The 20,848-nt window shown below is 51.2% G+C and carries 18 protein-coding genes and 1 tRNA gene; 3 read left to right on the top strand and 16 right to left on the bottom strand.

All coding sequences use genetic code 11. The annotated features are described in order from the left end of the window. Positions 1 to 8 precede the first annotated feature (8 nt). The 5 genes from NT239_13885 to NT239_13865 are packed head-to-tail and all read right to left on the bottom strand — an operon-like array spanning position 9 to position 4,920. Complete coding sequence (locus NT239_13885; protein ID XGA70840.1) at positions 9 to 503, bottom strand: hypothetical protein; 495 nt, start codon at positions 501 to 503, stop codon at positions 9 to 11. Positions 504 to 507: 4 nt separating this feature from the next. Continuing rightward, on the bottom strand, positions 508 to 1,830 hold the full coding sequence (locus tag NT239_13880) for a leucine-rich repeat-containing serine/threonine-protein kinase (GenBank protein XGA70839.1): 1,323 nt from the start codon (positions 1,828 to 1,830) through the stop codon (positions 508 to 510). Between the two features lie 21 nt (positions 1,831 to 1,851). Continuing rightward, the gene (gene dxs / locus NT239_13875; GenBank protein XGA70838.1) at positions 1,852 to 3,735 is read right to left on the bottom strand and encodes a 1-deoxy-D-xylulose-5-phosphate synthase; all 1,884 of its coding nucleotides are present in this window, start codon (positions 3,733 to 3,735) and stop codon (positions 1,852 to 1,854) included. A 42-nt stretch (positions 3,736 to 3,777) separates the two neighbouring features. Then, the gene (locus NT239_13870) at positions 3,778 to 4,647 is read right to left on the bottom strand and encodes a polyprenyl synthetase family protein (protein XGA72816.1); all 870 of its coding nucleotides are present in this window, start codon (positions 4,645 to 4,647) and stop codon (positions 3,778 to 3,780) included. Positions 4,648 to 4,683: 36 nt separating this feature from the next. Beyond that, the gene (locus NT239_13865) at positions 4,684 to 4,920 is read right to left on the bottom strand and encodes an exodeoxyribonuclease VII small subunit (protein XGA70837.1); all 237 of its coding nucleotides are present in this window, start codon (positions 4,918 to 4,920) and stop codon (positions 4,684 to 4,686) included. A 262-nt stretch (positions 4,921 to 5,182) separates the two neighbouring features. Between NT239_13865 and NT239_13860 the strand changes: the two genes are divergently transcribed. Further along, positions 5,183 to 6,919, top strand: a complete 1,737-nt coding sequence (locus NT239_13860) for an isomerizing glutamine--fructose-6-phosphate transaminase (GenBank protein XGA70836.1) — start codon at positions 5,183 to 5,185, stop codon at positions 6,917 to 6,919. A 59-nt stretch (positions 6,920 to 6,978) separates the two neighbouring features. On the opposite strand, the gene NT239_13855 is transcribed toward NT239_13860, so the two are convergent. Beyond that, positions 6,979 to 7,590: a c-type cytochrome gene (locus NT239_13855; GenBank protein XGA70835.1), complete on the bottom strand. Its 612-nt coding sequence runs from the start codon at positions 7,588 to 7,590 to the stop codon at positions 6,979 to 6,981. A gap of 278 nt (positions 7,591 to 7,868) precedes the next feature. Here NT239_13855 and NT239_13850 point away from each other — a divergent pair. Beyond that, positions 7,869 to 7,945: transfer RNA gene (locus tag NT239_13850), tRNA-Arg, on the top strand. Between the two features lie 521 nt (positions 7,946 to 8,466). Here the strand turns inward: NT239_13850 and NT239_13845 are convergent. From NT239_13845 to NT239_13815, 7 genes are all read right to left on the bottom strand, one after another. Further along, positions 8,467 to 9,012 (bottom strand): isochorismatase family protein, encoded by a 546-nt coding sequence (locus tag NT239_13845; protein XGA70834.1) that lies wholly within the window; start codon positions 9,010 to 9,012, stop codon positions 8,467 to 8,469. Between the two features lie 119 nt (positions 9,013 to 9,131). Beyond that, entirely contained in the window at positions 9,132 to 10,520 is a 1,389-nt protein-coding gene (gene gltX / locus NT239_13840; protein ID XGA70833.1) for a glutamate--tRNA ligase, read from the bottom strand. Between the two features lie 239 nt (positions 10,521 to 10,759). Next, positions 10,760 to 12,214: a membrane-bound lytic murein transglycosylase MltF gene (mltF, locus tag NT239_13835; GenBank protein XGA70832.1), complete on the bottom strand. Its 1,455-nt coding sequence runs from the start codon at positions 12,212 to 12,214 to the stop codon at positions 10,760 to 10,762. Positions 12,215 to 12,488: 274 nt separating this feature from the next. After that, entirely contained in the window at positions 12,489 to 13,364 is an 876-nt protein-coding gene (locus tag NT239_13830; protein ID XGA70831.1) for an ankyrin repeat domain-containing protein, read from the bottom strand. Positions 13,365 to 13,464: 100 nt separating this feature from the next. After that, the gene (locus NT239_13825) at positions 13,465 to 13,713 is read right to left on the bottom strand and encodes a hypothetical protein (GenBank protein ID XGA70830.1); all 249 of its coding nucleotides are present in this window, start codon (positions 13,711 to 13,713) and stop codon (positions 13,465 to 13,467) included. A gap of 8 nt (positions 13,714 to 13,721) precedes the next feature. Next, entirely contained in the window at positions 13,722 to 14,552 is an 831-nt protein-coding gene (pabC, locus tag NT239_13820; protein XGA70829.1) for an aminodeoxychorismate lyase, read from the bottom strand. A 1-nt stretch (position 14,553) separates the two neighbouring features. Further along, on the bottom strand, positions 14,554 to 15,933 hold the full coding sequence (locus NT239_13815) for an aminodeoxychorismate synthase component I (GenBank protein ID XGA70828.1): 1,380 nt from the start codon (positions 15,931 to 15,933) through the stop codon (positions 14,554 to 14,556). 21 nt (positions 15,934 to 15,954) lie between these two features. On the opposite strand from NT239_13815, the gene NT239_13810 reads away from it, so the two are divergent. Further along, complete coding sequence (locus NT239_13810; protein XGA70827.1) at positions 15,955 to 16,479, top strand: lipocalin family protein; 525 nt, start codon at positions 15,955 to 15,957, stop codon at positions 16,477 to 16,479. Positions 16,480 to 16,529: 50 nt separating this feature from the next. On the opposite strand, the gene NT239_13805 is transcribed toward NT239_13810, so the two are convergent. The 3 genes from NT239_13805 to NT239_13795 all read right to left on the bottom strand — a co-directional run bounded on the left by NT239_13805 (position 16,530) and on the right by NT239_13795 (position 20,825). Continuing rightward, a complete protein-coding gene (locus tag NT239_13805; protein ID XGA70826.1) occupies positions 16,530 to 18,983 on the bottom strand; it encodes a DUF1631 domain-containing protein in 2,454 nt (817 codons plus the stop codon). Between the two features lie 313 nt (positions 18,984 to 19,296). After that, on the bottom strand, positions 19,297 to 20,364 hold the full coding sequence (mnmA, locus tag NT239_13800; protein XGA70825.1) for a tRNA 2-thiouridine(34) synthase MnmA: 1,068 nt from the start codon (positions 20,362 to 20,364) through the stop codon (positions 19,297 to 19,299). Continuing rightward, positions 20,361 to 20,825 (bottom strand): NUDIX hydrolase, encoded by a 465-nt coding sequence (locus NT239_13795; protein XGA70824.1) that lies wholly within the window; start codon positions 20,823 to 20,825, stop codon positions 20,361 to 20,363. The genes mnmA and NT239_13795 overlap by 4 nt, the downstream gene beginning before the upstream one ends. Between the last annotated feature and the right edge of the window lie 23 nt (positions 20,826 to 20,848).

The following is a 20,848-nucleotide window of genomic DNA, read 5'->3' as shown; positions in this document are numbered from 1 at the left end:
TTTCCTATTTACTGCGAAAACCCACCTTTAAAAGTGACAAATCCGCGATTGGGTAAGCCAAATAATTGGGCCAAGCGCTCAGCCTCAGCCAAGCCCACATCCTTATCTGAAAAAGCCACTGAAACACCCGTTTCAGCATGCTTAATGCTAAACAATTTGACCTGCCAAAATTCAGACTCACTCCCATGACGACTGAGATAAACGTATAAAAAATCTTTTATTTCGACTTCCGTTTGTTTTTTTAATGGCAAACCAAACCATGTACTCGAAGTAGCAATTACTCGTCGTACACAATTGAATTTAATTTCGTGATTCAATCCAAACGCATAAGCAAAAATTAGATAAGTTGCGACGGTACAAGATGAAAGAAACCAATCATCATATTCAGCAAGTGCTTTAAATAAAGCATAACTCAATAAAATAGAGCCAACTCGCACAATCCAGACCATCCCAGATGAGTGTTTTTGTTTTTTTGGCCCCAAACTAACCCACTCGGATCGCATATCTCTACCCTAGCTTTAATGTTTCATTCTGCAATAAGTCGAGAACCAAAGAGAGGTTTGGCCTCAAACTTGGTTTTTTTCCTGCACATTGGGCTTGCAGTGCTTTCAGTTCTGCAAGTTGTTGCAACTCCATTTTATTTGCGGCTGTTGCACGATCAATTAAATCTTCGATCAAACAAGCAAACGCTCGCATTTCGATCGCGGCGAGAGCTACGCTGTGTTCGGGCGGCATGAACGATGCGGCGCCGAAGTCGCCGAGTAGGCAGGTGCCGTCTTGATGAACCAAGATGTTGTGCGCATATACATCACCATGTATGAGCCCATGGCTATTGAGCTGCATCAGTGCTGAGGCAATACCCTTCAGGATAGTTAAAATCACCGGCACGCTGTATTGCGCGTCAGGCGCGAAAATATCGCGGGTACAGCTCTCTAAGCTCGGTGGGCCGGCGAGGATTTGATAATCTTGATCAATCAGCCCCAGCACCAGCGCTGGATTTTCCGCGTCGTCGATCTGAGCCAGCACCGGGATTAAATTGGGGTGCGCGCCTGCGGCAATGCACGCGTCCATTTCGCAGCGCGGTACGCCGTCGCTGGTCACCGCCGATTTAAAGCGTTTGACCGCAACCTTGTGCACTTGGCCCTCATGCAGCCATTCAGCAGCAAAAATCTGCCCAGATGCACCCTCCCCGAGCTGCGCACCCAAGCTAAGTTCAGACCATGCCACTTTGGGCACGCTATAGCGCGCGACCATCGCAGCTTCAACGCGATCAGCGCATGGGTTGCCAGCAAAAGCCAGCCACGCTAGTTTGGGCAGATTCAGCAGGCATTCGGGTAGCGACTCAAAGCGGTTGACGGCGATGCGGACTAATTCGAGGTTGTGGCAATTGGCCAGCGTGGCTGGCAATTCGCGCAATTGATTACCCGCCAGCATCAGCTTTTGCAGCCGCGTGGCTTGGCCTAATTGCTCTGGCAGTTGGGTAATCTGATTGTCGGTCAAAATCAGCCAACGCAGTTGTGGCGGCAAGGATTCGGCAGGTACGTGGCTGATTAGATTGGCGCGAAAACCGATCATTTCCAGCTGCGCGCATTGCCCCAGCACGGCGGGCAGCTCGGTAAAGCGATTATCCGAGCAGAAAATGACTTTAAGCTGGTGCAGCCGCGGTAAATCGTCTGGCAGGCTAGAGAGCTGATTGCCGGATAGATTCAGGATTTCTAGCGTGTCGGCCAGATCGAAAATCTGGCGCGGAAATTCGCTGAGATTGGCCGATAAATCGAGCCGAGTAATACCGAGCAGCTGCCCGGTACACAGTTGTTCTAATGTGTGCATGGGCAGCCCGACAGTAATGGGTTACAGCGTGGCGAGTTTTTGCTCGATGCTCGCGCAAATGCCTGCGGCATCGAGGCCACACAGCGCGAGGATTTCTTTTTGCTCGCCGTGCTCGACGTAGCTATCGGGCAGGCCCAATTGCAGCACCGGTTTGCACACGCCCATCGTCATCATCGCTTCGATCACCGCACTACCTGCGCCACCCATGACCGCGTTGTCTTCAACGGTCACGATCAAGTCATGCGTTGCAGCCAATTGGCGCACCAATTCGGTATCGAGCGGCTTAATAAAGCGCATATTGGCGACCGTGGCATTGAGGACCTCAGAGGCTTTCAATGCTGGCTCGAGCACGGTACCAAAGGCCAGAATCGCTACCTTTTTGCCTTCGCTAGCCGCAGCTGCGCGGCGAATTTCGCCTTTACCCCAAGGCAGCGCGACCATATTGGCCTCAACCTTCGCGCCCAAACCACTACCGCGCGGATACCGCACACAGGCCGTGCCCGGATATTGATACGCCGTGTACAGCATTTGGCGGCATTCGTTTTCGTCGCCCGGCGCCAAAATCGCCACATTCGGAATACAGCGCAGGTATGACAAATCGAAGCTACCTGCGTGCGTAGGGCCGTCTGCACCGACCAGACCTGCACGGTCGATCGCAAAGGTCACGTCCAGATTCTGTAGTGCAACATCGTGGATGAGCTGATCGTACGCGCGCTGCAGGAAGGTCGAATAAATTGCCACGACGGGTTTGAGCCCTTCACAGGCCAAGCCGCCGGCAAACGTCACCGCGTGTTGCTCGGCGATACCGACGTCGAAATAGCGATCTGGATGCTCGGCATGAAAGCGCACCATGCCGCTGCCTTCGCGCATCGCTGGCGTGATGCCGACCAATTTATCGTCAATTTTGGCCATATCGCACAGCCAATCGCCGAATACTTGGGTAAAACTCGGCTTGCCGCCGCCCTTGCCCGCGCTCATGCCATCTTCTGGCGTAAAGGGGGTAACCGCGTGATACTTAACAGGGTCGGCCACTGCCAGCTTATACCCATTGCCTTTTTTCGTGACGACGTGCAAAAACTGCGGTCCGCGCAGCTCTTTGATATTCGATAGCGTCGCCACCAAGGTTTCCATATCGTGGCCGTCAATCGGGCCGATATAGTTAAAGCCGATTTCTTCAAACAAGGTGCCGGGCGTCAAAAAGCCCTTCACGCTTTCTTCGCCCTTTTTCGCCAGCTCTTTCAGCGGCGGCATTGCGTCAAGCACTTTGCCCGAGGCATTGCGAATGCCGTTATAAAACTTGCCTGACAAAAGTTTGGCGAGGTAATTATTAAACGCGCCGACGTTCGGCGAGATCGACATTTCGTTGTCGTTCAAAATCACCAATAAATCGGTTAAATCGCGGTGACCGGCGTTAAACAGCGCCTCAATCGCCTGCCCTGCCGTCATTGCGCCATCGCCAATCACGGCAATCGCTTTGCGCTTTTCGCCTTTTAATAGCGCAGCTTCAGCCATGCCGAGCGCAGCGCCAATCGACGTTGACGAATGACCGACGCCAAAGGTGTCGTATTCAGACTCGTCACGCTTGGGAAAGCCCGCCAAACCGCCCTTTTTCCGCATGGTGTGCATGCGGTTTTTGCGGCCGGTTAGGATTTTATGTGGATAGCTTTGATGCCCCACATCCCACACCAAGCGATCGTGCGGCGTATCGAACACATAGTGCAGCGCTACAGTCAGCTCAACCGCGCCCAAGTTCGAGGCAAAGTGGCCGCCAGTTTGGCTGACCGAGCCGAGCAAAAACTGGCGCACTTCTTGCGCCACTTGCGGCAGGTCTTTGCGCTCGACTTCGCGTAAATCAGCCGGGCAATCGATAGCATCGAGTAAAGGATATTTAACAGGGCAATTCATTTAAAACCATCCAATCCACAGGGTATAAGTCTGCAGACAATATTAATACTTGCGATCAACGATATACCCGGCAAGGGCCTGCAATCGATCTGCTTTTTCACCAAACGGTGCCAATGCATCAAACGCCGCTTGTTTGAGCTCTTGGGCTTTTTCCTTCGCGCCCTTCATTCCCAATAGCGCAACATAAGTCGGCTTATTATTGGCGGCGTCTTTACCTGCAGTTTTGCCCAAAGTTGCTGAATCGGCTTCGCAATCGAGAATATCGTCGACCACTTGGAAGGCCAAACCAATGCACTTGGCAAAATGATCCAAGCCATTGCGCTGCGCTTCGCTCAAGGGCTGGCCACAGTAAGAACCGAGCAATACCGCCGCGCGAATCAGCGCGCCGGTTTTTAGAATATGCATGTGTTCAAGTTCAGGCAATGTTAGCGCTTGGCCCACGCTGTATAAATCGATCCCCTGCCCGCCACACATCCCCAGACTACCTGAAGCACGCGCGAGGATATTGACCATTTTCAATTGATCGGTAGGCGAATCAGCCAAAGTTTGAGCTGACAAAACATCAAACGCCGCCGTTTGCAGCGCATCGCCCGCCAGTAAAGCAGTGGCTTCGCCAAATGCCACGTGAACGGTTGGCTTGCCACGGCGTAGCACATCGTTATCCATCGGTGGCATATCGTCGTGCACCAATGAATATGCGTGGATCATTTCCACTGCTGAGCCAACGGCTTGCAAGCGTTGCGGGTCGGCATCGACCAACTGACCTGCTGCGAACACCAGCAAGGGGCGCACGCGTTTACCACCGTCGAGCACGCTATAGCGCATCGCGTCATGCAGGCGTTCGGGAATATGGGTACTCGCCGGGAGAAATTGGCCGAGCGCGTCTTCCATTTGCGCTTGAACTTGCGCCATCCAGTCTTTGAAATTGAGTGTTGTCGTGCTCACCAATTAAGCCCCCAAATCTGGCATGGCTTTCAATTCGCCCGCCTCTAAGATTTTTACCTGCTGCTCAGCAGCCGCTAGCTTGCCTTCGCAAAAGCGCAAAAGCTCGGTGCCACGCTGATACGCAGCCAAGCTCGCTTCTAGCGGCATGGCGCCACTTTCCATTTGTGCAATGAGTGCATCAAGCTCGGCCACGCCCGCTTCGTAGCTCTCTGGTAATTGGGGTTTACTCGCTTTGGCCATCAAAAATCTCTCAAAATCAAAGACAAGCTCCGCTTTGCCAAACCACGGCGCAGGCAACTCGAACTTAAAGCCCGCTATTCTACCTCAGCGCATTGAATTTGGCCTTGCTTGAGTCAATTTGGCTTCAAAATATGCGTCAAGTGCTGGCTGGGTGAGCAAGAAACGCCAGCAATTCGGCCAGTGTAAAATAATCATTCAAATTTGCAGCCCTGCTCAAGCGGGGCTAGGATGAGTTAGTCCTCACCGCAAATTAAACAATTTTATGAGCATATTGATTGGCGCAGTATCGTTGAGTAGCACTAGCCAAATGCTAAGTGCCGCGCTGCTGCGCGCCAGCCAGCAACACTATCAGCTGCGTTGCGGCCATTTAGACGAACAAGCGCTCAACCCCGCCTCACTGGGGAGCCTTCATAACAATACCCACGCTCAAGTAGGGGTACTGACTTTAGGTTTGGCAGCCAGCACACAAAATTGCCATGCTTTTCGGGGACGGATTATTGTTTCAATAATTGGTCATATTGAAAACCTCAACCTCATCCTCAGCAAACTAGATTCTGTAGGCTATGCAGCAAATTTATCGCGCGCAGAGGAAGTTGTTGCGGCATTGATCGATTGGCATAGCCGCTCTCACAAAGATTTGCTCGTTGCGATTCGTGAGGCCTTGGCCGAACTTCAAGGCTATTTTAGTTGCTGTGTTTATGCCCAAGAGTTAGCACCCAGCTTAATTTGCTGCAGCAAGGGACCACAGTTATATATCAGCCAAAATTCGCAGGGCAACTTTGTATGTAGCGATCGCAAAATCCTTAAAGACCAAAGCTCGCTCTTTATTACGCTAGACAGCGATGAATTGGCGCAAATTACACCACAACAGATATTCTGCTTTGATTATGCAGGTCAAGTTCGGCATAAAGACCCAACGCCACACAATGCCATACTCGGCACTACCCACCATATGCTGGACGACATTTTTGCCCAAGCGATGGTTGCCGCTGACCTAATTGAATTATTTCTCAACAACCAACTTGCTTCAGTGCTAAACGAACTGGGGCAGGGCCATGCTTTCGAGCGGATACTGTTGCTAGCCAGCGGTTCAAGTCATCATGCCGCGCTCAGCGCTCAATATTGGATAGAACAAATCGCGGCACTGCCGTGCAAAGTAGAATATTCCAGTGAGTATCGCGACCAACAGCCGCTACTAGAACCGAACACACTAGTGATTGCCATTTCGCAATCGGGACAAACGGCTGACACTGTCGCCGCCTTGCGCTTGGCAAAAGCCACTGGCTACCAAGAAACCCTGGTGATCAGCAATCAAAAAAATAGCCCGTTAGCCAAGTTGGCAAAATATGAATTCCTGCAATATGCAGGGCCAGAGCTAAGTACCGCATCGACAAAAACCTACACCAGCCAATTACTCTGCCTGTATTTTATCGCGATCAAATTAGCTGAAGGACGACAGCGTTTTAATCGCGCAGCCATAGAAGAGCTTCACTGCTTACCTTTGGCATTGTCTGAAACACTTCAACTGAACACCCAACTAAAAACATGGGCGCAGCGCTTAGCGCCAATGCAAAACCTGTTCGTCATTGGTAAACATTCGCAGCTACCCATTGCATTCGAAGCTGCGCAAAAATTTAAAGAAGTGTGCTACATCCATGCCGAAGCTTACCCCAGCGGCGAACTCAAGCACGGCCCTGTTGCGTTGATTGACCACACAATTCCGGTAATCGCCTGCTTACCTTGGGATGTCAATGCCGACAAAATGCTCGCTAATTTGCACGAAGTGAAATCTAGAAAGGGTGATATTTACCTCTTAACAGATATTGCGTTAAGTTCGAGCGAACACTTTTACTGCATTCAAATTCCACGAAAAATGCCGCACCTCAATCCTATTTTGTACGGCGTTGCATTTCAGCTATTGAGCTATTTAATTGCTATTTCTCGTGGTAATGATGTTGATGCACCACGCAACCTTAGTAAAGCCCAAGCCAATGACTAATTGATTTGTAGAAATAAAAAAAGCCGCATCAATGCGGCTTTTTTTATTACAGAATTAGCTTATTTTGATGCGTTGATCATGTACAACGCTGCAGCTTTAAACTCTTCATCAGAACCAGCATAACCACCTTTTGGAGGCATAGCGTTCAGACCTTTAATACCCAATGCGACAGCCGCATCTACACCATCTTTCAGACGTGGAGCCCAAGCAGCTTTATCGCCAAACTTAGGTGCACCAGCAGCACCAGAGCCGTGACACGCAACACAGGTTGAACCGTAGATTTCTTTACCTTTGGTATTTGGATCTACTGCACCACCTGCAGCAGCGCCAGCCACGGCAGGCTCTTCAAACTTAGCACCGACTGCATTACCCATAAAGGCAACTGCACGCTTCACTTCATCATCAGTCAGATCAGCCGCACCACCTTTCGCAGGCATAGCGTTGAAGCCAACGATAGCGTGTTTCGATAGAGTTTCAAAGCCTTGACCAATACGCGCAGCCCAAGCCCCTGCATCACCAAATTTTGGAGCGCCAGCTAAGCCAGCGCCATGACAGGAGATACAGACGTTTTCATAAACACTTTTACCGCTACGAGAACCTGGAGCACCACCCTCTACCACTTTCACCACACCAACAGGCTGCAGACGAGCAGAAACAGCTTCTGAAGTCATCGTCGAGCTCGTCAAATTTGTTGACATGCCTGATGTAAACAATTTAATAAGCAAATATACAACCAGTGGCACGCCAATCAAAGCTGCCAGAACCATACCAGCAACGCCCTTAGACGCAGACGCGTTGGATCCGCCCATGCTGTCATCCCTTGTAGAATTCGTTAATAATAGCTTGTACAGCTTTTCTAGCGTGCAATTATACCGCTAATCACAAGCGCGACAAGTTTTTGCCAGCTAGACGCACAGATATAAAGCAGTTATTATCTGCGCTCCTTGATGCACCCATAGCTCAGTTGGATAGAGTGTCAGTTTCCGAAGCTGAAGGTCGCAGGTTCGATTCCTGCTGGGTGCGCCACCAAATGAATCAAAGACTTAGCGTCAATCGAAATCAAAATACCCCTACAAATTGTGCACCTAACCGTGTACCTACACCGCGCATCATCGGACGGCCGATTTTACCGTTTCTTGCAGCAGTTTACAGCCCCGTGTTCGCATCCCCGCTAGTGTTGTTTTATGCTATCTGAAGGCACATCCAATCGGTTCTTTATAATTCCTTTGTAGTTTCAGGCAAATACACAAGAAATACAGCACGTTGGAGTATTTTCACGCGTTGCATTAGCTTTTATTCAGCATCGAACAACCAGAGCCGAAACCTTGCAAAACTACAACCTCCTTTTAGGCTCAATCGTATAAGCGACTGCTCAAAAGGAATGGCCCACACGCCCTAAACCACTTTCCGCTCCCAATCAATAGCAAGCACAAAAACCACTCTACCAATCCTTATTAAAAGAATCAGGTCATAAAGTTTTGCAAAATAGCCTTTAATCGCAAGTGCGCTAGTGTGTAGCTTTTGAATCACTTAACCAAATACGAACTCTAGATATTAGTCCGCTCTGACAATTCCAACTCACCATAGGAAATTACTCTAATTGGATTGCCTTTAACCGCCAAATGAGCCCACAGCCAATTTAAATGCGCGACCAATTGCTCGCCAGTGGCGTGCGGGCGATCTTTACCGGTATGCGCATCGCTCACCACGGTTACGGCATAACCCAATGAGGCTGCGCGGCGTAGCGTGGTATCGACACAAAAATCACAGGCATAGCCCGTAATCCAAAGGCCCTTAATCCTCATCGCTTCAAGCGTTGCTGTCAGATCGGTATCCAAAAAAGCATCGGCTGACTCTTTAGCAATAACGATGTCGCTCTCTACACGCGCCAAACCTGGGTGCAACTCCCACGCTGGCGAGCCTTGCGGCAAATCGTCTTCATGGTGCTGGATAAACATCACCGGCATCTGCCGCTGGCGCGCCAGCGCAATCGTCGCGTTAATTTGCGCTAGTGTTTCAGCACCTCGCGTCGCAGGTAGAGTTGATTCGATCAAGCCAGTTTGAAAATCGATTACCAGTAAAGCGCTCTTCATTGCAGTTCACCCCACATAAAAAAGCTGCATGACAGGCCATGCAGCTTTAATAATATCGCCCTAACCACCCTTACGCATCACTCGACGTAGCGTAAGGGGAGGAGAACGTAGCCTGTCGTTTAAGCCGTCAAACGACGCAATACTTCTTCGCGACCAATTAGCGCGAGTACGGCATCGACCGATGGCGTGTTGGTAATGCCGCAGACTTTCGCGCGTAATGGCATGCCCACTTGCGGCATTTTCACGCCCTGCGCTTTCACAAACTCTTTGATGAACGCGCCGATCGTTGCCGCGTCCCAGTTTTCGAGTTTTGCCGCTTCAGCCGCAAAGACTTTCAAACGCTCTTCTGATTCTGGGTCGAGGTGTTTTTCGACGATCTCGGCTGTTGGCGTCAAAGCTTGGTAGAAGTACACCGCTTGCTCGGCCATTTCGACCAAAGTTTGGCTGCGATCTTTCAGCAAGGCGCACACCTCAGCCAAAGCTGGGCCAGCATCGGTATTCACACCTTTATCGGCCAAGAAGCCGGCCACGCGTGCTGCGAGTTTGGCTGGATCGGCCGCTTTAATATATTGCGCGTTAATCCACAGCAATTTATCGCGGTCCATCCGGCTTGGGCTGCCGCTGACGTCTTTCAGATCGAACCATTCAACGAACTGCTGCATCGAGAAGATTTCGTCGTCGCCATGGCCCCAGCCCAAACGCGCTAGATAATTGAGCAAAGCTTCTGGCAAAAAACCTTGGCTGTCGTAATCGACGACAGATACCGCGTCGCGGCGTTTAGAGAGTTTCACGCCTTGATCGTTGTTGATCATTGGTAAGTGCGCAAATACTGGCACGGTCGCGCCCATCGCTTCGTAAATCACGATTTGGCGTGGCGTGTTATTCACGTGGTCGTCGCCGCGAATCACGTGGCTGATCTTCATATCCACATCATCAACGACGACGCAGAAGTTATACGTTGGCGTGCCATCGGGGCGCGCGATGATCAGATCGTCCAGCTCGCTGTGCGCGATTTCGATGCGACCTTTCACTTGGTCTTCCCACACTACCGAGCCGCCGATAGGCGTTTTAAAACGCACTACTGGGGTAATGTCAGCCGGAATCGCTGGCAAGGTTTTGCCTTCCTCTGGGCGCCATGTGCGATCGTAGCGCGGCTTTTCGCCTTTCGCTTCGGCGGCTGCGCGCTGAGCTTCAAGCTCTTCCTTGCTGCAATAGCAGTAATAAGCGTGGCCGCTCGCAAGCAGTTGCGCGATGACTTCTTTGTAGCGCTCCATGCGCTGCATTTGGTAGAACGGGCCTTCGTCGTAGCCGATGTCGATCCAGTGCATACCGTCCAAAATCGCCGCAACCGATTCAGGCGTTGAGCGCTCTAAGTCGGTGTCTTCAATGCGCAAAACAAATTGGCCGCCGTGTTTTTTGGCATAAGCCCAAGAGAACAGCGCTGTGCGAACACCACCAATGTGCAACAGGCCAGTGGGTGAAGGAGCGAAACGAGTGCGTACGGTCATCGTGCTTAAGTCCAGCAGAATGCAAAAACGCCATTGTACCGTAAGTCACGACCAAAAGTTTCTGCGCTCGGCGGCGCAGCCGAAGATAGTCTGGCGGGTTATGCGGCACGGCAAGAAAGTGCGAGGATGATGCAACGCCAGTTCAATGCTTGATCAAGCTGCGCAGAAACACAAACGGCAAATACATGCCGATGTATTTGCCGCTAAAAATTATAAATATTGAGCTAGAGTGCAATACCCTAAAGGGACGCGAGTTTTTCCACCGCCATCGGGTTTAGCACACTATTGATTTCAAGCTGCAAATTGTCTGGATTATGCACGATAACCGAATCGGACGGCATTGGCAGCACAGTTTTGCTCGGCGGCTGAAAACGAGCCAAGATGTCGTAATACGATTGCAGGCTTTCGACAAAAATCACCGGCTCGCCACCGCGGGCATAGCCATATTTCAGGGTGCTGAAATACTCAGGCTTGCGCAGTAGAGGCAACACCGATTTCACATCAGTCCAGCTATTTGGATCTTTCTTCATTCGCACCGCCAAAGTGCGCGCGTCGATCAAATGACCCAAACCGATATTGTAGGCCGCCAGCGCGAGCCATGTGCGATCCGGCTCTGGCGCGCGATCGGCCAGTGTTTCTTTGAGCAATTGAATGTATTTGGCACCACCGATAATACTTTCATACGGATTGGTGCGATCCACATTCATCCGCTGCGCCGTTTCATTGGTCAGCATCATCATGCCACGTACGCCAGTGGGCGAGACCGCATCAGGATTCCAATGCGATTCTTGGTACGACAAGGCGGCAATCAAACGCCAATCAAGACCGGTGCGCTGCTCGGCTTCTTGGAACCACTCTTTATAGCGTGGCAAAGTCGATTGAATTCGCCCAAGGTAAGCCAAGGCATCGAGCTGATCGACTCGATTAACGTGGCCATAATAACGATCATGCAAGCGGCGCATCGTACCGTCGGCCACTTGCTGCTGGAAAAAGCCGCTAATCAGCACCTGCAGGTAGATGTCATTCTCAGGCATCGCCCAAGCTAACTGCTGGGCACCTTCAATTTCACGTGAACGAACGATATTCGGGTAGTAATTTTGCGCCACTTCAGCCGCATGTGAATCGACCAAAGCATAATCGAGCTTGCCTTGCGAGACTTGCTCAATCAGCGATTCGCTATCGCCATTGGGAACCACGTGCCAATTAAGCGCAGGTGATTTTTGCTTGATTTTATTGAGCGCATTCACATACTGCGGCAAGGTATTGAGCGTAGAACGCCCATCGTGCAAGGCTTTTAAAGCGGCGCTTTCGCTCACTTTTGAGCTAAAAATCAGCGTTGCATTGACGTCTTGATACGCAGAACCATAAATCAGGCCTGGCACATCATCCCGTGGGCCGCCAACAGCCATATGCGCCTCACGCCGTTTCAGGCGCTCGAGCATATCTGCGTAATTGCTACTCACCAAAAAACGCACTTTCAAATTATTTTTTTGCGCGAACTGCGTCACCAAATCGTACTCAAGGCCCGCGTAATTGCCCTCGGCATTGACGTACAAAGCGGTTGGCCCGTTTTGCACCAGTACGACAAGTTCTTTGGTCTCTGACCACGGTAATACCTGCTGCACACGAGCCTGATTTGACTCGCCACAACCGAATAATAAGAACGTAGAAAGCGCTACCAAAAATCTCTTCATGCCGACCTGATAATCTGTAAGGATGCGCGCATTGTGCCTGCATCTTATTGAAACGACAAACAAAAATTTTCACAAGACCATTATAAAAATCTAATATTTCAGCAAAAACGCCACTTTTCTTGCCATCAGCAAAAGAAAAAAAATAAATTTACCTGGGATTAAAATTCAAATAACGAAAGAAAATGACAAAGGAAAGGTCGTCATTCCCTCAGAGAGAAAAAGCTCAAATCCAACCTATATTCGGCAAGCAAAATTGGCTACAACCGCCAGTTTTTCACTCGCTCAGATACATTTTTAAGCGCATGGCATCCGGCTTTTCATCGACCAAATCGGCGGCGGTTTTTTGCTGACAGTTAAGTAATCTTGGATTGGCAGAGTACGCCATCAATAATTCGAGCATTCGAGCGACGCCCGCATCGGCCGCAAAGTGCAAAGCACTCATTCCACGCTCGTCTTGCGCATCAATTTCCGCCCCCAATCGCAATAATGAGCCCGCAGCAGAGAGGCGGCCGCGCCTTGCTGCGTACATTAATGGCGTCATGCCATCATGATCTTTCACGTTTAAATTGGCTCCGCAGCGGTGCATTTCTTCGATCACCAGAGCAAGGTCCTGTGCTGCTAACCAATGCAAGCCAAAACAGCCATGCTCATCAGCCACTTTGACTGAGGCTCGAGCGCGTAGCAAAGTCAGCACCAGCTCGGCATGGCCATAGCGACATGCCCACCACAGCATTGTGAGGCCAGCATCATCGGCACATTCAATATGCACGCCACAACTGAGTGCATGCGTAATCAGCGCCATATTGCCTGCCTTAGCCGCCTCGATAAGCTTAGAAACGTCAAAGGTGGCCAAATCTGCCCGCTGATCTTCAACCGCCAGATCGCTTTCAGTCCAAATGCCGTTGTTTTCTTTAGGGGGAAATAAGGTGTTATGCCGATTTTGCAGCGCGAACAACTCGTGCATCACTTCATCGCTAAAGCCCTGCCGACCGCCGCGTCGATCAAAAAACAGATCGTTGAGGAAAATATCCATTGCTGGCGTGCCCCAAATATTGACGAGCCGCTCGGCAAGATGCGGGTATTGCGTGACAACCTGCTGAGGGAATGAGCCCTCGCCGATCAACTGTTGTAAACGTTGCGCAATGTCCATGACCAAGCTCCTCATGCGAGGTTTCAGTGTAGACAATGCCACGAACGCTTCAAGCGGCGAGGGAATGAGCGGAGCATGCCCTCAGATTCAGTGGGGAAACTTATTTTTTACTACAAAATTTAGCGTAGTCGGCTTGAACGACTTTTTGCCGCGCCCGCATTTTCTCGATGTCGTACGATTTATTATTGCCACCACCGAGCCGGCGCGAGATTAGATTATCTTCTTTTTGTAATTTGGCGCAGCGCTCCGCCTCAAGCTTGGCGAGCTTGGCCGGATCGGGTTGGTAATATTGTTCGGCATTGGCCGCGGCCAGCGTTAAACCAAATGCAATTAAAACACCCAACTTCATTAGAAACCTCATTCTGAATCGATTTGCATCAATTGTTGCAAGGCACGAGCCCAATCTGCATGGCAAGCGCCAATTGCCAGCGCCTGCTGATCCAATGTATTCACCGGCAATAAACCGGCCAAGCTATTACACACCCACATCGCCGGTGCGCGGCTTAATTGGCTACGCGCTATTTTACATACCAATACAGGTATGCCGATATAATCTGCAGCGCGTTGGGCCATATCGCGACATACCCCTTCAACGCCCGATTCGGATAAATCTGGCGTACACAGCACGCCATCGAGCAACACCCACACATTGCTCATCACGCCTTCGATTAGATTGTCGTCGCGATCAAACATGAGCCCTTCAAAAATGCTCGCGTCGTTCCATTCGCGCCGCGCGATCACATTTTCGAGTCGATTTAAATGCTTCACCCCCGCCAGCGCAGGCTGCCAGCTCGCGCGCGTGCTACACGTTCGCAAACGCACGCCTTGCGTTGCCAATTCTGGCGCGTACGCGGGCAACGGTGCGATTTGTACAATGCGATTGGCGGGTAAATCAGCCGACGCGACATAGCCGCGCGCCGTTTCGCCGCGCGTGACGATGATTTTTAGCGTGTGATTACTCGGCGAGAGCTGCGCAATATCAGCCAATAAATCGGCTTCACTCGGCGGCGTAATCGCCAATTTGGCGCAATCGGCAACGAGTTTGGCGTAATGCTCGCACCACCAAATTACGCGGCCATCGACGACTTTTATCGTGCGAAACACGCCATCGCCAAATTGCAGGCCGCGATCGGCTAAATTAATTTGTTCTGCGGGTATGCCGTTGACGAGCTTCATGGCCGCGCTCATCTCAGCCCGCCTCGCCCAAGGCGCGCAACAGCCCGCGGGCTTTATGGCGCGTTTCTTGCAATTCGCGTTCTGGGTCCGAATCGGCGACGATGCCAGCACCAGCGCGGAAATACAGCTGATTGCCTTGCTGCACAAAGGTGCGGATTAAGATATTGGTGTCCATGCTGCCGTCGCGGTTGATGTAACCCAAGCTGCCGGTGTAGGCGAGGCGGGGTCGATCTTCGAGCTCGCGGATAATTTGCATACAGCGCACTTTCGGGCAACCGGTGATTGTGCCGCCCGGGAACAGCGCGCGTAGTACATCGGCCGCATTAATACCCTCGCGGGTATGCGCCCGAATATTAGATTCAATATGATGCACAAAGGCATACGTCTCAACAGCCATTAGCTCGTCGACTTTCACCGTGCCCGGCACTGCAATCCGCCCCAAATCATTGCGCTCTAAATCCACCAGCATAATGTGCTCAGCGCGCTCTTTCGGGGTATTGAGTAGCCGCTCTTTCAGTTGCGCATCTTCGACTGGGTCGAGCGAACGGGCAAAAGTGCCGGCGATCGGGCGCGTTTGCACCACGCCATCGCGCACGCTGACCAAGCGCTCGGGTGAACTGCTAACAATCTGGCCGACGTCGTCGCCTAAATTCACATACGCCGAAAACGGCGCCGGATTGGCCTGACGCAAATGCGCAAACACGTCGAGCGGCTCACCTTGCTCCAGCGTCACGTCCCAGCCGCGCGATAAATTCACCTGAAACACGTCACCATCGTAGATATATTGTTTCGCACGTTGCGCGCCGGCGAGGAAAGCTTGCGGCTCGTCCTCAGAAATCGCGGCGATTTTCAGTGCAGCGGGCGACCAAGTGATGTCGTCGGCGAGCAGCGATTGCAATTCTTGCAATTGCGCCGCCGTTTCGGCGATCAGCGTTGCTTGCTGTGTTTCGCGGTGCAATAAAATCGCCGCAGGGCAACGCATTAAGGCGGCGAGTGGAAAATCAGCGATTTGCCCTGCGCTCGCACTGTCACGCGCAGCGACCGTTGGCTCAAAGGTTTCTAATAATTCGTACCCAGCGTAAATCAGCCAGCCGCCATGAAATGGATATTCAGACTCGATGCGCGCTTGAACGGGCAAGGCGGCCAAGTCGGCGACAAAAGCGGCACCTTCATCGGCAGCATAAACGCGGTGGCTTTGCGGCAAAGCCAATAAAATATCCCACCCCTGAGTGCGCGCCGACTGCAATAATGCAGGGAAAGCTTGCGGCTTGCTCGCGGCCAAAGCGATGAAATCAGGTGCGGTAGAAAGACGGATAGTATGATAAGCGTGCATGCGCGCATTGTAATGGCATTCGCGTGCAAACACGATATAGGTTGATCCCGCAGAACACATCTCCATCACAAAAGGATGAATATGATGAAGCTTAAACAATGGGCGCTGTACTGCGCCTTGCTGGCCAGCAGCTGGGTGAGCGCAAGCGACACCACGCCAGTAAAAAGCGTAGCGAGCGTTGATTTAAACCGCTATCTGGGGCAATGGTATGAAATCGCCAAATTTCCAATGTATTTTCAGCGCAAGTGCGTCAGCGACACGACGGCCAATTACAGCGCCAACGACGATGGCACGATTCAAGTCATCAATCGCTGCCGGACTGAGTCTGGCGAATTCGATCAAGCCCAAGGCAAGGCGACCGTGGTCGAGAACAGCAATAATACGCAATTAAAAGTGAGCTTTTTCTGGCCATTTAAAGGCGACTATTGGGTGATCGGCTTGGACTCAAATTATCAATGGGCTGTGGTCGGTACGCCGAACCGCAAATACTTATGGATTTTATCGCGCACCGCAGTCTTGCCTGAAGCGCAATTACAAGCAGCGCAAAAAGCGGCGATTGAACAAGGCTATGATTTACGCGAGCTCGACTACACTCGCCACAACTAAGGTATAGCCCAGTAGCACTTATCAAAATTGAGCTACAGGGCTATACCTGACTAGGCCTCTTGCTGGTCAAGCTGATCAGCTGAATTGAGCAAGGACTCCATCGCGCGCTCGAACAATGGCGCTTGTTCAATCCAGCGCGCACGACCACGTGCCAGCAAGCGCTTGAAGACCACGACGGTGATCATCGATGGCGGTGCATTTTCGCCAAATTTGAGTAACAAGCGCGTCTCATTCGGATTCATCCAGCACAGACGTGCTCGCAACAATTTGCCGGTGAGGTTAATTTCAATCGGCACACCACTGCGCAAAAATTCAAATAGCGCTTCATTACTCAGCTCCTGCACATCGGGCTGATGAGCCAAGTGCGCTAATTCGCTTTCAACCTGACGATCAATAAAACCAATCTCGACTTTTAATTCGCTAATCGCTTGATCGAGCAGCACTGGGTTAATCTCGGCCAAGTCATGTGGCGATTCCAGCACCGTATCGCTGGCCACTTCGCTAATAAAGTCGGCCATTTGTGCCCGCAGCATCGGCATTGTGGGCACTTCGACATCCGATTGCAATTGCCCGGCCATCGCGCTGCGGTGCGCGTCGATCATATAGCCCTTAAACGTAAGCTGCTCGCTACTTGACCACGGCGTTAACTTTAGCCCTTCACTCAGCGTACTAACTAGGCGCGGAATCATTCCCAGTAATTGTTGCCGATCCTCTTTAGCTGTTTTGGGTGCAATACTCCAAATCAGCTCTGGTACGAAAATTCGAAAACGCAAAGCCTGCACTTGATCGGTACGCTCGGCATGTTCGATGGCATACGGCCAAGTTTGTACCAAGAAATCAGCGAGCACTTGGTCAAGGGTAAAATGGCTAATCGCTTGTGAGACTTGTGCGGTAATGCGCGCAAAGCGTAAGGTCCGGCTTTCTGCGTTCTCTAATGCTTGCGAGGCCAACTCGGACTGCTCATCGGCGGCACGCAACTCACGCGCGATAAACCGATCAAGCTCATCGAGCATGCGCGCAAATAAGGCGCTGCTCTCTTCTTCATCTTGCAGCAGCGCTTCGATAATGCGGCGAATTTCGGCCGTAACGCGTTCGGCATTTGGGTCTAAGAGTTGCAAGCCTTGCGCAATGGAGCCAATACGATTGACCAGTAAACGCGCGGGATGATGTTTTTGCGAAAACAGCGCGGGTTCTTGCAAAGCCGTTTTCAGCACCACCCATTGCAAACGCCCTAATTGCGCGCGAATCTCCGCAGGCACTTGCGCATCGCGCAAAATAAATTCGAACAACATCCCGACGATATCAACGATCATTTGCTCGTTAATATCACTTGTCGCCGCAGCAAGCTCGGCGCGCTGTTCCAAAATTAGATTGCGAACCTGCCCATATTCATCCAGCTGCGTGCCTTGAATATGGGCTTGACTCATCTGCGCAATCGATTGCGCCAAACCAGTACTTAAAACTTGTGGCTGAGCCTGAATCGGCGATTGACCCGACCAAAGTTGCCGGATAGCTGCACCAACCTGTTTCACCGTCCCTAACCAGCCTAAGGGCGCACTGCTGGCCTGCGGTGCGGAATGCAGAGGCGTTGAGCTGCCCACTTGCGACTGCGCTTGATCACGAATTAGCGATGTCCATTGGTTAAGGCGACTTTCCACACTCAAAGCGGGGCTTTTCACTTCACCATTTTGCATAGGGCTCGAATAACCCCCGTCCATAAATGGCTGCGGTCCAGCACCAATACTCAGTTCCGCGGGTGCCGCGCTGGTATCAACATAATCGCCATGCGCAAATTGCGATTCACTCGCCTCGCTAATTGGATCTGCCACCATTTGCCGCAAGGTCATGGGGTCCGGTAATTGGCGAACACGCAACTGCAACTGCGCTGCGATCCCATGCTGTGCCAATAATTGATTTAACTGGCGGTAAATACCAACAACATGTTTTTGCAACTGCTCGCTTAAGGTTTCGCTGAGCAGCTCGTGCAATTCAGGCTCTATACCCAATTGCTCACTGGCCATACCGAGGCAGCGCGTTAATAAATAGGGACGAAATGGATTTTCGCGTTCATTAATATCATCTTGTTCAAACAAGATTGCTACGCGGATATTTAGGTCGCGCAACTCCTCTTCGGCACAGTTGCGCAATTGGGTCGTTAGTTCGTCGATTTTCAGCTCGCCATCAAACTCACCGACGTCCACCAAGGACAAAGCACCTAAAGTTGCAGAGGCATTAAATGAAGGGCGAAAAGTACTATAAGCGGTTTGAAAACTGCGATTGAGCAGTTTTTCCATATCAATCGCCAACGCTTGCGGCCACGCCTGCTCACGCGTCATCAAGGCGGCACGCGCATCGAGCATCGCTCGCTGCTCAATAAGACTGCTTGCCCGATCCGCTTTTAGAAATAAGGCATCCGCAGCATCCGACAAAATAGTAGGCAATAATTGATTAAACGCCCGCAAAAACTCACCGCGAATGACGGTCAATAAGTCATTTCGATCCATATCCATCCATTTGTGCGCAATTTTTTATTTTAGGGTGAAATTATTATGACACTCACCTCTTTTTATCGGACGGATTGTAAGGATTTCAGTTCCTATCAGCAGCTTTTTTTTAAAAATCCAGATAAATGGTTGAATTCAAAGTCACTGACGGTCAGTGAAACTACGCTTGAGTGTTGCTATTTGGAATAAGGCGGGCAAAAAAACATCTCAATTAAATTGAAGTAAAGGCGCTCTCGATTGGTAAAAGGCGGCCCCATCAAACAATAGGTATCGCCTCCCAAGCTTTATTTATAAATAAATACCAGCGAATACCCTATTGGATAATTCCACCACCCAGACACACTTCATCTTTATACAGCACCATCGACTGCCCCGGCGTTACCGCCCACTGCGGCTCGTCGAACACCAGTTGCACGCCGCCATCAATGTGAGTGAGCGTACACGCGCTGTCTTGCTGACGGTAGCGCGTTTTGGCGGTGTAGCGCCCTTCCGCTGGGGTTTCGCCCAAAATCCATGAGCAATCTTTGGCGACCAGCACTGGATTGAGTAGCAAGGGATGATCGTGGCCTTGCACGACGATCAGCTCGTTGCGCTCCATATTCTTGCCGGCGACAAACCACGGCTCGGCGCTACCTTTGGTGCCGCCAATGCCCAGCCCTTGGCGCTGACCGAGTGTGTAGTACATCAAGCCTTGATGTTCACCCATCACCTTGCCTTCCGGCGTCACCATCGCGCCCGGTTTTTTCGGCAGATAACGATTCAAAAACTCACGGAACGGACGCTCGCCGATAAAGCAGATGCCCGTTGAGTCTTTTTTCTTCGCGTTCGGTAAATCGATCTTTTCCGCAATCACCCGTACTTCGGACTTCAGTAAATCACCGAGCGGGAACACCGCGTGCGAGATTTGCTCTTGGCTGAGGCGATACAAGAAGTACGTCTGGTCTTTGCTTTGATCGGCGGCGCGCAGCATTTCGGTGCGACCGTCGCTCCGTAGCCGTGTTTTCGCGTAATGCCCAGTCGCGAGTTTGACGCCACCAAGCTTGATCGCGTATTCCAAAAACGATTTAAATTTGATTTCGCTATTGCACAGAATATCGGGGTTGGGCGTGCGGCCCGCCGAGTATTCGGTCAGGAAATGACTAAACACGCGGTCTTTGTATTCAGCCGCAAAGTTCACCAGCTCGATGTCGATGCTTAATAAGTCAGCGACCGCAATCGCGTCCATCGAGTCTTCTTTGATCGAGCAGTATTCGTCGTTATTGTCGTCTTCCCAGTTCTGCATGAAAACGCCGTGCACTTCATAGCCCTGCTCTTTTAATAAATGCGCAGTGACCGACGAATCAACGCCACCAGATAGACCCACTACAATTTTGCTGCTCATAAACTATTACCATCAAAGTCGCGGATCAGCTCAATCGGATAACGCCGCCCCGCTAAATAATCATCAATACACGCCAGCAGCAATGGGCTGCGATGCTGTTCGGCCCGAGCGATCAGCTCATCGCGCGTCAACCATACCGCCGCTTCAATGCCCTCATCAGCCAAACCCAACTGGCGCTGCGGGTCGTGCGCACCTAGCTTGCCGCAAAAGGCATAACGCAGATACGTCAAATCGGTGCCCGGCACCGTCCACTGATAAATCCCGACCAAGGCGGTGGGGTCAAAGTGGTAAGCCGTTTCTTCCAAAGTTTCACGCCGGCAAGCGGCAATAATCGATTCATTCTGGTCAACATGACCCGCAGGCTGATTAAGCTTAAGTTCGCCCTGAATACGCTCTTCTACAATCAAAAAACGGCCATCACGTTCGATTACCGCTGCAACGGTGGTATTGGGTTTCCACATTGGATTTGAATTTAAACAGGAAA

Origin of the sequence: Chitinibacter sp. SCUT-21 (genome assembly GCA_041874755.1) — a bacterium.
Lineage (GTDB): Bacteria > Pseudomonadota > Gammaproteobacteria > Burkholderiales > Chitinibacteraceae > Chitinibacter.
The sequence above is the reverse complement of the archived record's forward strand: the minus strand, read 5'-3'. Positions and strand labels throughout refer to the sequence as shown.

Bases quoted from the DNA above. Each gene is read 5' to 3' on its own strand.
- NT239_13885 (XGA70840.1), bottom strand. From the start codon at position 503: ATGCGATCCGAGTGGGTTAGTTTGGGGCCAAAAAAACAAAAACACTCA.
- NT239_13880 (XGA70839.1), bottom strand. From the start codon at position 1,830: ATGCACACATTAGAACAACTGTGTACCGGGCAGCTGCTCGGTATTACT.
- dxs (XGA70838.1), bottom strand. From the start codon at position 3,735: ATGAATTGCCCTGTTAAATATCCTTTACTCGATGCTATCGATTGCCCG.
- NT239_13870 (XGA72816.1), bottom strand. From the start codon at position 4,647: ATGGCGCAAGTTCAAGCGCAAATGGAAGACGCGCTCGGCCAATTTCTC.
- NT239_13865 (XGA70837.1), bottom strand. From the start codon at position 4,920: ATGGCCAAAGCGAGTAAACCCCAATTACCAGAGAGCTACGAAGCGGGC.
- NT239_13860 (XGA70836.1), top strand. From the start codon at position 5,183: ATGAGCATATTGATTGGCGCAGTATCGTTGAGTAGCACTAGCCAAATG.
- NT239_13855 (XGA70835.1), bottom strand. From the start codon at position 7,590: ATGACTTCAGAAGCTGTTTCTGCTCGTCTGCAGCCTGTTGGTGTGGTG.
- NT239_13845 (XGA70834.1), bottom strand. From the start codon at position 9,012: ATGAAGAGCGCTTTACTGGTAATCGATTTTCAAACTGGCTTGATCGAA.
- gltX (XGA70833.1), bottom strand. From the start codon at position 10,520: ATGACCGTACGCACTCGTTTCGCTCCTTCACCCACTGGCCTGTTGCAC.
- mltF (XGA70832.1), bottom strand. From the start codon at position 12,214: ATGAAGAGATTTTTGGTAGCGCTTTCTACGTTCTTATTATTCGGTTGT.
- NT239_13830 (XGA70831.1), bottom strand. From the start codon at position 13,364: ATGGACATTGCGCAACGTTTACAACAGTTGATCGGCGAGGGCTCATTC.
- NT239_13825 (XGA70830.1), bottom strand. From the start codon at position 13,713: ATGAAGTTGGGTGTTTTAATTGCATTTGGTTTAACGCTGGCCGCGGCC.
- pabC (XGA70829.1), bottom strand. From the start codon at position 14,552: ATGAGCGCGGCCATGAAGCTCGTCAACGGCATACCCGCAGAACAAATT.
- NT239_13815 (XGA70828.1), bottom strand. From the start codon at position 15,933: ATGTGTTCTGCGGGATCAACCTATATCGTGTTTGCACGCGAATGCCAT.
- NT239_13810 (XGA70827.1), top strand. From the start codon at position 15,955: ATGATGAAGCTTAAACAATGGGCGCTGTACTGCGCCTTGCTGGCCAGC.
- NT239_13805 (XGA70826.1), bottom strand. From the start codon at position 18,983: ATGGATCGAAATGACTTATTGACCGTCATTCGCGGTGAGTTTTTGCGG.
- mnmA (XGA70825.1), bottom strand. From the start codon at position 20,364: ATGAGCAGCAAAATTGTAGTGGGTCTATCTGGTGGCGTTGATTCGTCG.
- NT239_13795 (XGA70824.1), bottom strand. From the start codon at position 20,825: ATGTGGAAACCCAATACCACCGTTGCAGCGGTAATCGAACGTGATGGC.